Raw genomic sequence first — 15,279 nt, forward strand, 5'->3', positions numbered from 1 at the left:
GCCCGCCAGGCACAATTTAGCGCTTATTTCATATACACCTTTTGACCGATCATTTTTAGCGCCGGCGTGCCCCGGATCAGGGTTTCCCTGGCAAACACCTGCTCACAGTTAGGGCAGGTCGCCACTTGGTCCGTGTAATCCTCGCTGATGCGTTCGATAAAACATTTCACCAGCGCGCCCTTACCACCCTTGCGGTATTTATAAAGTTGCGTACGGCATTTACTGCAAAAAATATCCACGGTACGAACCGGCCCTTTTTTATTTGGTTTGGCCATACTTCCCCCACTGTTAGCGAGGCGCTACTGTAACATTTTAAGCACGGGCTAGGCCAATGAGGCGCCCTATCCAGCGGGCTTTAACGGCTTTGCAACGCGTTTGCATCACTACCACAGGGCAAAGTGGTCTTCCGTTAAACCTAGAACCTTTTCGAGGCGATGCACCCGCCCCGAGGCATCTTCAATCGCGCCATCGAAATAGCCGATATACTGGCGAAAGTTGCTTTTTAATAACCACAGGTTCAAGCGCTCCTGGCGCTTATTCAGGGGGTGAAACGTTAAATCGACCTTGCCATCCAGGGAGCTTATTCGCCATTCTCGGCTCGTGTGCCCTGACCTTTCCCGGGTAAAATCAAACTGTACCGGGCCAAGTAAGTGCCGCTGTCCATTAATCCAGAACACATTCTCATTGCAACCGGTTTCATTGACCCCGGCGGCCAGGTTTAGGCCAAATAAGGCTCCTTGGATACGGCCGTTGATGCTGGCCCAGCGCCAGCTGGTTTCCCGGCGCATAAAACCGGCAGAAAAATCATAGCCTGCCAGCGCCTCATCCAGAGCTAGGGGTTCTTGGTTGATAATTAGTGAACCCTCGACTCCCAAGGCATTGTGTTTCTGAGTATAGGTCCAGCCGCTGTAACCTGTGGGGTTACACATGGCCATGGGCAGGCTATTTAATGGCGGTACCAGGGTTAGAGCGGCGTCGATCTGCTCGGTGGCTATACGCAATTGCCAGACCCCGGCCTTAATTTCCATGCTGATCTGCCCCTTTTTGCCGCCCAACCGGGAGTATCCATCCCACGGAGAAGGCGCCATGATGCAGCCCAACGCCAGGGGCTTAAGCCAGCTGGTTTCCACCAGCTTATTAGCTTCAATATCATAGAGATAGCAAAAGCCAGAGGCGGCATAGCGAATATCGGCAAGGGCCACGCCAAGAAGGAACCTGGAAGTGCACACAGAAACAAACTGGAATTGCTTAAAATGAAAGCGCCGCGCCAGCGAACCATGGGGTTTGTCCATCGCATTGATGTAGCGAAAGTGCTCAACCCCCAAGGATTGAACCGGGCCATCGAAGTGACCAAAAAGCACCCTGCCCGACTCGCAAATCAGGCTTTTTGGGCCTGCCTGAGGTAATTGGGACTCGCGGTGAATATCCATGTCCATCCTTGTTATTCTTTTAAGCTGTGACTAGGGTCTGTTTATCTTTGCGGTTTACTTTATGTTCAATCTAAACGCATTCTGATCACGACGCTCGTTATGATGCATAGTCATTCTATGTTCATAGCGAGTAACACAGAGCAGGATGCGTTGAGATGAACCCGTAGGGCAGCGCTTGTAGCGCATTTCTACTGTGTTGTTACATGTTTATGTAGAATAACTACACCACACATGTGCCGCCTTGTATAAATACACTACAAACTGCTGCAGAAACAAACAACAAAGGTCAACAGACCCTAATTTGCCGGCCAGTTGCCAAGGTGACAACCGTAACAGTTCAGTGGAATTGTTGAGTGTAAACTCTAACCCGTTACAGCCTCAGAGAAAACCCTTAATAAACTCGGGGTTATGGGGCAAAGTAACGCACTAATGCCATAAGCCTAAGATCAAACCAATCAGGGTAAATTGCAAGGTATGATAGCCGCCGTTAACCAAAAATAACTTTAACGGTCTTTGTTCGAAGAGATAGCTGATACCAAAAGAGGTCGCCACCCAACACAAGCCAGCAGCAAATCCGGCACCAACGGCAAAGCCTAGCTCGGGCTTGGGTCCTAAGAACAAGGCAAACACAAAGGCCGCTACCAAGGAAAGGAGAAAGGCCAAGGTAAAGACCTTACCCATGGAAGCCTGTGCCAAGTCCACGTCGGTTAAGCCACAGCCATCGAGCCAGGCGGTTTTAAACATCAAGGGCGAATACCATAAACCGCCCAGAAAAAATGTTGCGACGGCGGCCAAGAGCACCGCGTAAAAGTTAAACTCTGCAAAATTCATAATTAAGCCCACCGGCCACTGTTTGCTTAAGCGTAGCCTGCGATCCGCTTAGCGGCAAAATTGTGGCCCTGAGCGCGGCTGCGACATAATGTCGCACAAATGCCCCTAAACCTGGTCTTGGTATGGTAACTCGCTGAAAATAAGCGCCAGATATTACCTTCAGCCGAAATAATCATGCCCTATAAAACGCCTTTGGCGCTGCTCTTTAGCGCCCTTTTCTCACCACTGAGTAGCGCCTTGGAAGTGATCACTGTCCAAGGTCATCGCAGCGAGAGCCACGCCCAACTAACCCCGGTTCCTGCCCAGCGGTTTAGCGTTGACAGCAGCAACTGGCTTGACCATGTTGTCGGCGCTGGCGTTAACCGTAACGGCCCCTTGAGCGGCATTGCTCAGTACCGCGGCATGTTTGCCGAGCGCGTCGATGTGAGTAATAACGGCCTGACCTTAGCCGGTGCAGGCCCTAATGCCATGGACACCCCCTTGAGTTACGCGTCCACCCTAGTCATCGAAGATATGCAGATATATCGCGGTATTGCTCCGGTGCGCGCGGGCATAGACACCCTAGGTGGTGCCATTGAGGTTAATCTACGCCAGCCCGATTTAGACGCTCCGATGCAGCTCAGTGCCCAGAGTCAGTTCAACAACAATAAGCAAGGCCTTAACGCTGGCCTGATACTTGGCGCTGGAAACTCAGAGTTTGCCTGGCTGAGCTATGGCGAACGCCACCAAAGCGACGAGCAACGCAGCAGTGGCGGCCTTATCGCCAACAGCGACTATAAACGCAATCGGTATGGCTTGCTCACCACCTTGGCGCTGGAGCGCGGCCAAATACATGCCAATGTGCACAGAACCGACACCCGACAAAGCGGCACCGCGGCACTCCCCATGGACATAGATTACGTTGATACCTGGCGCTATGAACTAGCGGCTGAGCATGAGCTTAGTGACATTGAACTGACATGGGGCGTGGGCTATCAAGATGGCGACCATGGCATGGATAATTATCAACAGCGCCCCCTCAGTGAGCAAACTAAGGCCCGTTACACCCATGCGCAAAGCACAAGTATTAGCCTCTATGCCCATATTCGCTCGGGCGCTTGGCTTTGGGGGTATGACGCCAGTCTAAGCCGCCATGATGCCGATATTAAAAACCCCAATCAGGCGATGTTTTTTGTCACCAACTTCAATAAGGTGCGCGATCGTCGCCATAGCCTCTTCGCTGAATACAAGTATGACAGAGGCGCCTTGTCCGGCAGTTTCGGCGCTCGCGTCAAGACCAACTCTGCCGACTCGGGAGTGGTTGGCTCGTCCATGGCCATGATGATGCCCGGTGTAGCCGCACTGCAACAAGGCTTTAATCAGGCAGACAAAGCGGTTGACGATCTCACTGTGGATCTGGTGCTTAATAATCGCTATCGGCTGCACCGGCAAATTTACCTGGATTCCGCCCTTGCCATGAAGCAACGAGCGCCTCAGTACCAGGCCCGTTATCTCTGGCTGCCCATGCAAAGCACCGGAGGCCTTGGCGATGGCCGCACCTATGTGGGTAATATCAACCTAAAAGAAGAGACCGCCTATCAATTCAACCTCGGCTTGGTCTACCAAAGCCACAGGTTATCATTCAAACCCCAGGTGTTTGTGCAGCAGGTCGACGATTATATTCAGGGCATACCGAGCCAGGATCACCAGGTCAATATGGTTGCGAACATGATGTCCTCTCAAGATGCATTGCAATTTAGCAATATCGACGCTCGCCTCTATGGCGCAGACATGACCGCGGTCTATCACCTTGACGGGCACTGGTCTCTGCAGGGAATGCTCAGTTATGTACGAGGCCAACGCCAAGATGATATTAAGGACAACCTGTACCGTATTGCTCCCCTAAATGGCCAATTGAGTCTGGGGTTTGATCAAGGCGAGTATGGGCTTCAGGCCCATTGGCGTGTGGCTCGGGCGCAAAACAAGGTTTCGCGCTATAACGACGAGCAAAAAAGCCGCGGCTATGGGGTCGTCGATATGGCGCTCAATTATAACCTGAGTGCGCATTGGCAACTGCATGCCCGCCTAGATAATCTGTTCGATAAGCAGTATGCGCCACACTTAAATGGCATCAATCGGGTAGCTGAGGGGGATATTGGCCTGGGTCAACGCCTGAACGCGGCTGGGCGTACAGTGCACCTGGGTGTTGCCTTCTCCCTGTAAGCGACAATTAACCGGCCCTAGCCTAGGACCGGTTTTTTCTGCAATTTGCGCTGCAGGGTGCGCCGATGCATGTTCAACTGACGCGCGGTTTGCGAAATATTACCGTCATTACGTGCCAGCACGGTTTGAATATGTTCCCACTCAAGCCGCTCTGGCGACATCACCGCCTCGATTTCCACTTCACAAGAGAAGGCCTTATCGTGCAAGGCCGCCAAGATCATTGCCAATGAGGCCGGTTTGGCCAGGTAATCATCGGCGCCAAGCTTGACCGCCTGCACCGCAGTGGCGATGCTGGCAAACCCGGTGAGAAGAATAATACGCGCCTGTGGCACAATCGCGCGCAAAGCTGGCAGCAGTTGCAGCCCAGATTCGTTGTCTAGATGCATATCTAAAATAATATGGCTGGGACGCAGTTGCCGAGCCTGCAAGAGCGCGGTGTCAACGCCTTGGGCATGCTCCGACTTTGCACATGGGGACGTAAACGTCGGCACAGGGTTTGCGCGAAAACCGCGTCATCTTCAATTAACAGTAACTTCATTGTTCGCCCCTTTGCTAGCCCCTCACCATGGGAATAAATACATCGATACAGGCGCCCTGTGCGACGTTGCCCAGTGCCAAACGCCCGCCCACCCTTTCTATGGTTGCATTGGAAAGCCACAGCGCTACACCTAAGCCGTGAGCGCTGGCCATCACCGCCGAGCCAAGGGAAGCCAGATGTTCACTGTTAAAACCGCCACCCAAATCTTCAATCCGCCAATGGCTTTCGTCGTTATCGACCTTGATAGTCATGTGTATGCTGGTTTGCTGTACCAATTCATTGGCTCGCACCGCGTTGGCCAAGAGATTTAAAAACGCCGCGCTGAGTAAGGGATCCGAGCGTAACCTTTGAGCTTTAAGGCCATCAAACCCATTACAAACCAATCGCTGAGCGGGAAACTGCAAGGCAAAGGCCTGCTGTATCTCGCTGAGTAAGTCACCGAGGCAACAAAAATAATGACCGCCTTGTGATTCTTGCGCTGCCCGCAGCTGGCCGGCGCGCTGGCGAAACAGGTTGAGTTGCTGCTGGCACTGTTTAATCGGCACCCCAAGCTCAGAGACCACGGGCGCTAGGCCTTTGTCTTGGGCCGTCAACTCGGCCAACTCTTCTTGTAACAGCGCAAGGCTGCCAAGGGGCGTGGCTAACTGATGGGTTGCCTGCGCCGCCGCATTACCCAAGGCCAATAACTGCTCGGCACGCATTTGTTCTTCTCTGTTGGTGGCCATGGCCTTTTGTTGCCGAGCCAGGGTTCGGGCCAAGGCGCTGACTAGGGTGGCCACAACCAAAGCACTGATCACAAAGTTCACCCACATGGCTATAAAGTGACTGCGCATTTGCGCCATATGGTGGGTCCCCTGATGTTCGGGCAACATCAGCATTAAGCCACTGTAGACGGCGATGGCCACGGCGGTGATCATCATGGTATGGCGCACCGGCAAGGTCACCGCCGCTATCATAATGGGCAGCAACAGCAGCGACACAAAGGCATTGGTGGCGCCGCCACTGAACGCCAGTAAAAGACTCAAAAAGAAAATATCCGCCAGCAGTTGCCAGACGATGCTCAGCGAACCCACTCGCTCGTTACGGCGAATACGACGACGCAGCAACCAAACACTGAGCAACTGAAAGACAGACTCCAGCGCGATCACGCTTAACAGCGACGGTAACGCCAAGTCTAACTCAAGAAGGAAATGACAGATCAGTACGGCGACAAACTGCACCACGATAGCCAGGCTGCGAAGCAGCAATACACGGCTAATGCTGGACTGTAAGAGCAGGTTCAAAAGCGTTAACGATTAGGGGGAATAATAGGCCCTATTGTACTTATTTCGGCGCCACTAAGAAAGCACAGCGCTGGCCCCGAGGGGCTGTACACGGCAATTATTCCAGGGGAAATGATTCGCACGGCGTGCTTTGGTGATACACCACCCGCCATTGTTGTTCGCCATCCAAACGCCACAAAGACATACGCGAGGAAAAATGCCACTGCCCGCCCCGAATGCGCCGCAGGGCGCTGCGATAATAGAGCTGCACCACGGTGTCACTGAGCATACGGCCAACAAAATCCTGATTATGAAAAAGTGGCTTGCGGCTTTTCGACTGCTCCTTGGGCAGGCGCTCAAGCACATTCGCCTTGTTGAAACGCTTCCCATCCGAGGACACCTCAATAAAATCATCGTCAATTAAGGCGTTCAGGCGCGCCGCATCGGCACGCACATCTTCACGCATCAAGGAGCGTTCAAGCTCGATCAGGTGCTCAAATAACTGCGCTTTAATCTTGTTCATGGTGGCGAATGACTTTTCCTTGCTGCATAACGAAACGAACCGCCGTCAACTGGTCGATATCGTTCAGCGGCGATTTATCTAAGGCAATAACATCAGCGTAGTAGCCGGGCGCCAATTTGCCAACTTCATGCTCCATATTCAACACCTTAGGCGCATGGGTCAGGCTGGTTGCCAGGGCCTGGCGAGGGCTCATTCCATAATCGACCAAGAGCGCAAATTCCTTGGCATTATCGCCATGACGCGACACCCCTGAGTCGGTGCCAAAGGCAATATTCACCTTTTTCGCCAGGGCCTGTTGAAACGAGTCTTTAACCACGGGCCCCACGGTTTTCACCTTTTCGACAATGGCTGCGGGCAGCGCTGGGTTATTGTTAACCTCCTCGGTCACCGTCACCCCGGCCAACAAGGTCGGTACCAGATAGGCGCCGGTACGTTTAAATAAACCGATGGTTTCCTCATTGAGGTAGGAGCCGTGCTCAACTGAGTCCACCCCGGCTCGCAAGGCCGCGGCGATGCCACCGGCGCCATGAGCGTGGGCGGTCACCGGACGGCCGAGATTGTGGGCGGTTTTCACTATGGACGCGAGCTCAGCATCGGTTAGTTGCTGATTCAGCCCCGCCTTGGTATTGCTGAGCACCCCGCCGGTGGCGGTGATTTTGATCACCTCGGCGCCCCCTTTGACCAACTCACGTACGGCCCGGGTACAGTCATCGGCACCATCACAGACGCCCATACGTGGGGCAAAGGCATCGAGAATTTCCTGGCGGTAGCCATGCATGTCGCCATGCCCGCCGGTTGGCGTAACCGCTTCACCGGCGGCAATGATACGCGGCCCCACCAAGGTGCCCTGCTTAACCGCACGCTGGAGTGGGAAAATCACCTTATTGTTACCGCCCAAATCCCGTACCGTGGTAAATCCGGCTTCGACGGTCTTGCGTAAATAGGCCACGGCCCGCAGTGCCTGATCCGCCTCTACTTCATTAAGCATACGATGGGGGTTGGCCTTGGGGTCACGCTCGAAGGTCAGGTGAACATGCAAGTCCACCATCCCTGGCAACACAAATTTATCTTTTAAATCAACAACCTTGGCATTATTTAGACCAAGTTCGGCGGCATCGACATAACCCTGATGCAGCCCTTGCACCCGACCCTCCTTAATTTCTATGGTTTGGGCCTTTAATACCTTGGCATCTGCGGACTTGAGCAACTCGCCGGCATGGATAAGCGTCGTTTGTGCCGCTGCGGGGGCAGCGGCTAGGGTGCCCGCTACCAGCGTTATCAGGGATGCTATCAGGGTCTGTTTCATCGTTTACCTAGGCTCCGTTATTTTTATTTTGTGTTTAGCAAGCCACAGTGGCTAAGCATGATATACATAACATTAACAGAACATACTTTCGCCCCAGGTGCTAGTAGAACTCGACCAAACAGGTTCAGTTTGATATAAAGCAGCTACATAGCAAAGACATCGGGCCAGCTGAGAAAAGCTGTCGCCAATGCAGCAACTACTAGGATTTTATATGCATTATGCAGAGATCACCGGCTGGGGAAAGTGTGTCCCACCGGCTCGAATCAGCAATCAGGATATTGCCACCGTCGTCGATACCTCCGATGAATGGATCAGCTCACGCACCGGTATTAAAGCGCGCCATGTGAGCCACGTAAGCACCGCCGAAATGGCCACCGTAGCGGCGCAACGTGCCCTAGACTGTGCCGGTCTGGATGCGACAGAGCTGGACCTGTTGTTAGTCGCCACCTGTACCCCGAGTACGGTTGTGGCGAACACCGCGTCTGAGGTACAGCAACGTCTTGGTGCTACCGGTGCCGCGGCCTGCGACAGTAACGCCGCATGTTCGGGCTTTTTGTATGCTCTGCAAATGGCCACCGCACAAATTCAGGCTGGGATGATCAAACGCGCCGTGGTTGTCGCCGCCGAGCGAATGAGCTGGTATATCAACTGGGCCCGCCGTGATAGCGCCGTGCTCTTTGGTGATGGCGCCGGTGCCGTGGTGCTTGAAGCAAGCGAGCAACCGCTTGGTTTATTGGCCAGTAAATCCGGCTGCGACAGCTCGGATCGCAGCATCCTGCACATCGACAACTTTGGCTCGAACATCAATAAGTACGAAGCCATTGGCGGTTCAGAACTGCACTTTGTCGGTCCGGAAATTTTCAAGCGTGCGGTCAAAGGCATGAGTGGCGCCTGCGATGACGTGCTGAATCAGGCGCAACTGAGCCTGGATGACATTGATGTACTGGTACCGCATCAGGCTAACCTGCGCATTATCCAGGCCATTCAACAGCGCCTTAAAGTCGATGACGAAAAGGTGATGGTCAATATCGATGAATATGGCAACACCTCGGCGGCCACCATTGCCATCGCCCTGTGTGAAGCGGTAGAGCGCGGCATGATAAAGCCGGGTGCCAACATTATGTCGGCGGCCTTTGGTGCCGGGTTAACCTGGGCGGCCAGTTACATTAAATGGGGTCAAAGGGTCACGCCCGTGCGCGAAAGTAACGCCGAGTTACCTCCTTGCCTACAAACAGGCCTCGAGCTTATCGCCGACGCCGTTGCAGCCTGCCAGCAAGAAAGCTAACTTCCCGCCTCACTTCAAGGCCGCCATAGCGGCCTTGACTGTTTTTTGCACTTTATTTGCGCTACATCATCGGCGTTATCACCACCCTTTGCTATGTTAAATAAACACCTAAGCACGCAATAAGGGTCAGCAAATGCAACGTCATGGTTTACACATAGGTATAGAGCGCACCAAAGCGCGTTTTTACATCTCCATGGTGATAGTCGGCAAGTTAGATCATCACGACTATGAAGTGATCACCCCGATGTTTGATGATGCCCTGAAGGGATTGGATGAGCGCATCGTCGATGTGTTTATCGACGCCAGTGAATTAGAAGGCTTTACCGCACATGCCCTGTGGGATGACTTTAAACTTGGTATTGCCCACAGACATCAATTTCGCCGTATCGCCTTTTATGGCCGTCACGACTGGCAGGATTACGCGGCGCGCATCGCCAATTGGTTTACCAGCGGCGAGGTAAAGTACTTTTCCGATGGTGATGCGGCCAGAGCCTGGCTCAATGAGCCCGAGGACGAGTCCGAAGGGGAATAATACCAATTCACTTAAATAGCCAATCACATACTTAACACAGTTGGTATAAAAAACGAGCCGCAAAAGCGGCTCGAGGTAAGCTGACGTCGGGTGATTAAATCCTAGCGCCCGTATTTTTCTGCGAGCATGGTGTATACGGCGCGAATGCCAAAGGCTTCACCGCCCACTGGACGGCCGGGCAGCGCACGCACATTCCAAGCCATCACATCAAAGTGCACCCAAGGGGTTTTGGCGTCGATAAACTCCTGCAGATATAATGCCGCGGTTATGGCGCCACCGAATGGACCCGGTGCACAGTTGGTTAAATCTGCCACTTCACTTTTCATGAGATTTTTGTACTGGGCGAACAATGGCATGCGCCACACCGGATCTTGGCTTTGCTCACCGGCTTGAGTCAGGGCCTCGGCCACAGCGTCATCGTTACTAAAGAAGCCCGGCAGTTCGGTCCCCAAGGCAATACGCATGGCGCCGGTCAGAGTAGCAAAGTCGATGATCATATCCGGCTCATCCTGTTGCGCCTCATCCAAAGCGTCACATAACACCAAACGACCTTCGGCATCGGTATTATCTATTTCCACGGTCAGGCCCTTGCGGGTTTTTACCACATCGCCCGGGCGAAACGCATTGCGTGAGACCGCGTTTTCCACCGCAGGAACCAATACACGCAGTTGAATATTAAGACCCATGGCCATGATCAGGTTCGCCAGACCAATAACATGAGCGGCGCCGCCCATGTCTTTTTTCATTAAGCGCATACCGGCGGCAGGTTTTAAGTCCAAACCACCCGAGTCAAAACACACGCCCTTACCGACTAAGGTAATCTTGGGCGCATCCTTTTTGCCCCAGCGTAAATCGAGTAATCGCGGCTTATTCTCACTGGCGCGGCCAACGAGGTGAATGGTGGGATAGTTTTGCTCTAGCAGCTCATCGCCTATCCACTGACTGAATTCACCGTCAAAACGTTGCGCCAGATCGCTCATTACTTCGCTCAGATGCTGTGGCATCATGTCGGCAGCTGGTGTGTTGACCAAATCGCGCACCAGCTGCGTTGACTCTACTAAGGCCACTAATTCATCGTATAAGGCTGAGTCGCCGATCAATAAGCGCGCCTGCGGCTGCTGAATTTGTTTATAACCGCTAAATTGATAACCACCAAGCACAAAACCCAGGGCAATATCACGCTCGTTCGCGGTATTTTGTAGTTGATAATCACCCTTGGGTAATTTGCCAATAATATCGCCTGCAGCCCACATATCTGAGACATCGGCGGCCACCAGAATAGCACTTTGCGGCTCGCCGTTTTCAGGGTTTGGTAGCACACAAAGACCGGGTTGCTGTTGCAGTGAGCGGGCCACCCAGGTACGGGTAAAGTCATCTTGCTCGGCACACCAAGCGTCGCAGCCTTGTTGGTCAAAAACGAAAAGTGGGATTAAGGCGGTGTCGAGACGAGGTTTATTGATGAGTAAATTCATTGCGGACTCACTTTTTATTACTGATAATAAGCAGGATATCAAGTTAAAAAAGTAAATGATATAGCCAAGCCATGGGACCTAGCGAGCAAGCACGTCGGCTGTTTTTTGCCTTGGGGCTAAGCACCGAGCACAAACAGCACATCAATCACTGGTTAAACCGCCATGTTTCCCTCAGCAAGGCGCCAACGCAGTGCCGTAACTGGCATTTAACCTTGATGTTTATCGGTCAGGTTGAACACACCCAGGCGCAGCAATTGATCAAGGATGCTGGCGACTTGGTGGTACCTCGTTTTTCCTTAAGCTTGGATGAGTATGACTACTGGCCACACAACGGCCTCTTCCACCTGCGACCCAGCTCCCCCGACCCTGGCCTGTTGAATCTGGCTGGCGACCTTAAAGCCCTGGCCAGGCAGCAACAGATCGAGGACCAACACGCGCGTTATCGCCCTCATGTCACCCTGGCACGCAACCTTAAAAGGCCACCTGTCGTCGATAGCCCGATAACACCACTGCAACTAGAGATTGACCATTTCACCCTGTATCACTCGACCCGTGACGACCAGGGACTGGTGTATTTACCACTTGCCGAGTTTGCCTGTCGCTAACCCAGCCTTGGCCGCGGTCAATCGTCTTTAGGCTTGTTGTCTGCTTTGGCTTTTGGCGGTTTGGGGTGGCTAAAGGAGCTAGGCAGGATATCGACGCCAACCATGTGCGCAATTTTGACCACCAGAGGAATGGTAATAGGTGCAAACGGCAGCACGGCAAACACCCCTAGGCCGAGGCCTTTAAGAATATCGACAAATTGTTTATTGGCTACCTGTAAGTCTTGTTTAGACGCCTGTCCCTTGGTGTAGCGCTTATAGATATCGAGCATTTCCCTTGTTTCTTGCCGCTCTTGGGCAAGAGCCCATTTTAGCGTGACCATGGCGCGGCGCAATTTCAGCTTTTGTCGGCGCCGCGAAATCATAAGTACCCGCAGTGGGGCACGATGAAACGAACGATAGATTCGCATACTGTCTTTAATTAGGGATCTGATTGCGCATTGTCACATACTTCCGCGCGTTTCTCTAGCTCCCGTAACCGAGGACCGACATCTGCCCCTACCTTGGATAAAAAAGTATCATACCCAAGTCTTTTGTAACCCCTGGTTGAATTTAATGTTAACGATCTGTATACATAACTTGTACACAATAACTATAAGCAACATAAATCTGTATATGACTGGGGGATGAAACATGAAGTTAAAGTACAGGAAGTTACAAACGGCGGTGCGCTGCGCCTTGTTGTCAACATCCGCTTTAGCGGCTCTGCACAGCACTGCGGCACTGGCCGAAGACAATACCAAAGCAGAAGACACCAAGAATATTGAAAAAATAGCAGTAGTCGGTTCGCGCTCGGCGCCCCGCTCCATCGGTAGTTCACCGGTTCCCGTGGATATCATCGGCGGCGAGGAGCTGGGTAAAACCGGTAACTCGGATATGCTGGAGGTCCTAAAAGGCAGTGTGCCTTCTTTCAACGTACATGGGAACCCGATCAGCGACGCCGCAACCTTGGTACGCCCGGCTAACCTTCGAGGCCTGCCTTCGGACAGCACCTTGGTGCTGTTAAATGGTAAACGTCGCCACCGTGCCTCGGTCATTGCCTTCTTAGGTGGTGGTATCAATGATGGCGCCCAAGGCCCAGATATCTCGGTTATTCCCAGCATCGCTCTAAAACAGGTGGAAGTGCTACGTGATGGTGCCGCGGCGCAATACGGCTCAGATGCCATCGCTGGGGTGATGAACTTTGTGCTTAAAGACGCCAGCGAAGGGGGCACCCTGGAGCTGCGTCATGGTCAGTATTATGAGGGCGATGGCGATACCACCCAGCTTGCCGGTAATATCGGCCTGCCCTTTACCGATGATGGTTTTGCTAACTTTAGCTTCCAGTATAAAAACGCCGACGCCACCAGCCGCAGCGTTCAACATTACGATGCGGAAAAACTCGCGGCCGCAGGCGTGCCAGATGTCGCCGATCCGGCACAGATTTGGGGCTCGCCGGAGATCGATGACGACATTACTGTGTTTGGTAATATCGGCCTGCAACTGAGCAAGGACGATGAATTCTATATGTTCGGTAACTATTCCGAGCGTGACGTTCGCGGCGGTTTCTACTACCGTAACCCACACACCCGCCCCGGTGTTTACTCCCCGGATGAAGGTCAGACGCTACTCGTTGGTGATTTAACCGGTGATATGAGCGGCAACTGCCCTACCGATATTCTTATTGATGAGAACGTGCTCGATAACCCGGAATACATTAACCGCGTTGCCAATAACCCGGATTGTTTCGCCTTTAACGAGTTGCTGCCCGGCGGTTTCACCCCTAACTTTGGCGGTAATGTCGTTGATACCTCGCTAACCGCAGGGGTGAAAGGTGAATTTACCGATGGCTGGTTACAAGGCTGGTTCTACGATGCCAGCGCCTCGGTGGGCTACAATGCCTCACGTTACTTCCTCTATGACTCTATTAACGCCTCATTGGGCCCGGATACGCCACGCGATTTCTCTCCTGGTAAATACGAGCAATTAGAAAAAACCTTTAACTTTGATCTCAGCAAAGCCTTTGACTGGGGCCTGTATGACGATGCCAACCTGGCCGGCGGCCTGGAATGGCGTGAGGAAACCTTTACGGTGATCTCCGGCGACGAGCAGTCCTTTGAGGTTGGCCCGCTCTTCGATCAAGGCTTTAGTATCGGCTCAAATGGCTTCCCTGGCTTTAAACCGTCACAAGCCGGCGAGTTTACCCGCCGAAACTATGCCGCTTACGTGGACGTAGAAACCCTATTCAGCGAGGATCTACTCATGGGCTGGGCGGTGCGTTTTGAAGACTACGACACCTTTGGCTCAACCACCAACTACAAGGTCACCGCCCACTACACCATCAACGATGTGTTGGCATTGCGCGGCTCACTCAGCACTGGCTTTAGGGCGCCCACGGTGGGCCAGGCCAATGTTAGTAACGTACAGACCAACCTGAGCAGCGGTGTGTTGGTCGACTCGGCCCTGCTGCCGCCGACCAACCCCATCGCCGTATTGCTTGGTGGTGAAGAACTGCAACCGGAAGAGTCCGACAGCTACACCCTGGGTGCGGTGTATCAGGACGGCGATTTCTTCCTGACGGTGGATTACTACAACATCGATGTTGAAGACCGCATCAGTCAGTCGGATAAAATCGAGTTGGACGATGACGACAGACAAAGGCTAAGGGAAGCAGGCGTACCCAATGTTGAACAGTTGGCGCAGGTCAGCTTCTTTACCAATGACTTCGATACCACCACCAAGGGTGTTGATATCGTCGCCAACTACAGCACCGACCTACTGAATGGCTCCTCTACCTTTAGCCTTGCCTACAACTGGAATGAAACCGAAGTCACGCGCTTTAGTGAAATCACCGGTGGCTTCAAGGTGAGCCGTCTTGAAGACGATCTGCCGAACCATCGTGCTACCGCCACCTGGGCACAGCAATGGGAATCCATCTCAGGTTTTGTGCGCGCCAACTATTATGGTGAATACCAGGGTGTGCACGTAGACTATGACGCCACGGCGAAAATGGCCGATGCCACAGTGACCTTCGACATGGAGTTGACCTACCATGTTAACGATAACATCGACCTGTCTCTGGGTGCACAAAACATCTTTGATGAAGAAGGCGAGCCACTCGACTTTGAAGATAAGACCGGAATTCCAAATAACCAATGGGGCGGTAAGTTTTATGAGACTTCACCCTATGGGTTTAATGGCGGCTACTACTATCTGAAGGCTTCTTATAGCTTCTAAGGCTCGAGTCTTAACCTAACTATACACTGCGGGCGTCAGCCCGCTTTTTTATGCTTGCGCTCGTAACCGCCGAGCGTTAT

Annotated in this window: 13 protein-coding genes and 1 pseudogene; 5 read left to right on the plus strand and 9 right to left on the minus strand. The window is 52.9% G+C overall.

The genetic code is table 11. From position 1 onward, the window contains the following. Window positions 1-23: 23 nt before the first annotated feature. From KD147_RS08435 to KD147_RS08445, 3 genes are all read right to left on the minus strand, one after another. Window positions 24-275 carry a hypothetical protein gene (locus KD147_RS08435; protein WP_105254552.1) on the minus strand — a complete coding sequence of 84 codons (252 nt, stop codon included), beginning with the start codon at window positions 273-275 and terminating at the stop codon, window positions 24-26. Window positions 276-383: 108 nt separating this feature from the next. After that, window positions 384-1,436 (minus strand): DUF2804 domain-containing protein, encoded by a 1,053-nt coding sequence (locus KD147_RS08440; protein ID WP_212547519.1) that lies wholly within the window; start codon window positions 1,434-1,436, stop codon window positions 384-386. Window positions 1,437-1,856: 420 nt separating this feature from the next. Further along, window positions 1,857-2,261, minus strand: coding sequence for a DUF1761 domain-containing protein (locus KD147_RS08445; protein ID WP_212547520.1), 405 nt, complete (start codon window positions 2,259-2,261; stop codon window positions 1,857-1,859). A gap of 174 nt (window positions 2,262-2,435) precedes the next feature. On the opposite strand from KD147_RS08445, the gene KD147_RS08450 reads away from it, so the two are divergent. Beyond that, entirely contained in the window at window positions 2,436-4,463 is a 2,028-nt protein-coding gene (locus KD147_RS08450; RefSeq protein ID WP_212547521.1) for a TonB-dependent receptor domain-containing protein, read from the plus strand. A 17-nt stretch (window positions 4,464-4,480) separates the two neighbouring features. Here the strand turns inward: KD147_RS08450 and KD147_RS08455 are convergent. The 4 genes and pseudogenes from KD147_RS08455 to KD147_RS08470 form a co-directional block, all read right to left on the minus strand. After that, window positions 4,481-5,001: pseudogene (locus KD147_RS08455) on the minus strand (response regulator transcription factor). A 14-nt stretch (window positions 5,002-5,015) separates the two neighbouring features. Beyond that, entirely contained in the window at window positions 5,016-6,284 is a 1,269-nt protein-coding gene (locus KD147_RS08460; protein WP_212547522.1) for a sensor histidine kinase, read from the minus strand. 97 nt (window positions 6,285-6,381) lie between these two features. Beyond that, on the minus strand, window positions 6,382-6,786 hold the full coding sequence (locus tag KD147_RS08465; protein WP_105254550.1) for a nuclear transport factor 2 family protein: 405 nt from the start codon (window positions 6,784-6,786) through the stop codon (window positions 6,382-6,384). Then, window positions 6,773-8,092 (minus strand): metal-dependent hydrolase family protein, encoded by a 1,320-nt coding sequence (locus tag KD147_RS08470; RefSeq protein ID WP_212547523.1) that lies wholly within the window; start codon window positions 8,090-8,092, stop codon window positions 6,773-6,775. Before KD147_RS08470 ends, KD147_RS08465 begins: the two co-directional genes overlap by 14 nt. Before the next feature lie 211 nt (window positions 8,093-8,303). Between KD147_RS08470 and KD147_RS08475 the strand changes: the two genes are divergently transcribed. Further along, window positions 8,304-9,377: a ketoacyl-ACP synthase III gene (locus tag KD147_RS08475; protein ID WP_212547721.1), complete on the plus strand. Its 1,074-nt coding sequence runs from the start codon at window positions 8,304-8,306 to the stop codon at window positions 9,375-9,377. A gap of 133 nt (window positions 9,378-9,510) precedes the next feature. Next, window positions 9,511-9,909: a SpoIIAA family protein gene (locus KD147_RS08480; RefSeq protein WP_105254547.1), complete on the plus strand. Its 399-nt coding sequence runs from the start codon at window positions 9,511-9,513 to the stop codon at window positions 9,907-9,909. 101 nt (window positions 9,910-10,010) lie between these two features. Here the strand turns inward: KD147_RS08480 and KD147_RS08485 are convergent, their stop codons facing one another. Next, complete coding sequence (locus KD147_RS08485) at window positions 10,011-11,381, minus strand: leucyl aminopeptidase family protein (protein WP_212547524.1); 1,371 nt, start codon at window positions 11,379-11,381, stop codon at window positions 10,011-10,013. 71 nt (window positions 11,382-11,452) lie between these two features. Here KD147_RS08485 and thpR point away from each other — a divergent pair, with 71 nt between their 5' ends. Continuing rightward, a complete protein-coding gene (gene thpR, locus KD147_RS08490) occupies window positions 11,453-11,986 on the plus strand; it encodes an RNA 2',3'-cyclic phosphodiesterase (protein ID WP_212547525.1) in 534 nt (177 codons plus the stop codon). A gap of 17 nt (window positions 11,987-12,003) precedes the next feature. Here the strand turns inward: thpR and KD147_RS08495 are convergent, their stop codons facing one another. Then, the gene (locus KD147_RS08495) at window positions 12,004-12,393 is read right to left on the minus strand and encodes a hypothetical protein (protein WP_212547526.1); all 390 of its coding nucleotides are present in this window, start codon (window positions 12,391-12,393) and stop codon (window positions 12,004-12,006) included. Window positions 12,394-12,616: 223 nt separating this feature from the next. Here KD147_RS08495 and KD147_RS08500 point away from each other — a divergent pair, with 223 nt between their 5' ends. Beyond that, the gene (locus KD147_RS08500; RefSeq protein WP_212547527.1) at window positions 12,617-15,199 is read left to right on the plus strand and encodes a TonB-dependent receptor plug domain-containing protein; all 2,583 of its coding nucleotides are present in this window, start codon (window positions 12,617-12,619) and stop codon (window positions 15,197-15,199) included. Window positions 15,200-15,279 lie beyond the last annotated feature (80 nt).

This window comes from Pseudoalteromonas sp. BDTF-M6 (assembly GCF_018334135.1).
Lineage (GTDB): Bacteria > Pseudomonadota > Gammaproteobacteria > Enterobacterales > Alteromonadaceae > Pseudoalteromonas.

Excerpts from the sequence above, each read along its gene's own strand:
- KD147_RS08435 (WP_105254552.1), bottom strand. The coding sequence starts at position 275 with ATGGCCAAACCAAATAAAAAAGGGCCGGTTCGTACCGTGGATATTTTT.
- KD147_RS08440 (WP_212547519.1), bottom strand. The coding sequence starts at position 1,436 with ATGGACATGGATATTCACCGCGAGTCCCAATTACCTCAGGCAGGCCCA.
- KD147_RS08445 (WP_212547520.1), bottom strand. The coding sequence starts at position 2,261 with ATGAATTTTGCAGAGTTTAACTTTTACGCGGTGCTCTTGGCCGCCGTC.
- KD147_RS08450 (WP_212547521.1), top strand. The coding sequence starts at position 2,436 with ATGCCCTATAAAACGCCTTTGGCGCTGCTCTTTAGCGCCCTTTTCTCA.
- KD147_RS08465 (WP_105254550.1), bottom strand. The coding sequence starts at position 6,786 with ATGAACAAGATTAAAGCGCAGTTATTTGAGCACCTGATCGAGCTTGAA.
- KD147_RS08470 (WP_212547523.1), bottom strand. The coding sequence starts at position 8,092 with ATGAAACAGACCCTGATAGCATCCCTGATAACGCTGGTAGCGGGCACC.
- KD147_RS08475 (WP_212547721.1), top strand. The coding sequence starts at position 8,304 with ATGCATTATGCAGAGATCACCGGCTGGGGAAAGTGTGTCCCACCGGCT.
- KD147_RS08480 (WP_105254547.1), top strand. The coding sequence starts at position 9,511 with ATGCAACGTCATGGTTTACACATAGGTATAGAGCGCACCAAAGCGCGT.
- KD147_RS08485 (WP_212547524.1), bottom strand. The coding sequence starts at position 11,381 with ATGAATTTACTCATCAATAAACCTCGTCTCGACACCGCCTTAATCCCA.
- thpR (WP_212547525.1), top strand. The coding sequence starts at position 11,453 with ATGGGACCTAGCGAGCAAGCACGTCGGCTGTTTTTTGCCTTGGGGCTA.
- KD147_RS08495 (WP_212547526.1), bottom strand. The coding sequence starts at position 12,393 with ATGCGAATCTATCGTTCGTTTCATCGTGCCCCACTGCGGGTACTTATG.
- KD147_RS08500 (WP_212547527.1), top strand. The coding sequence starts at position 12,617 with ATGAAGTTAAAGTACAGGAAGTTACAAACGGCGGTGCGCTGCGCCTTG.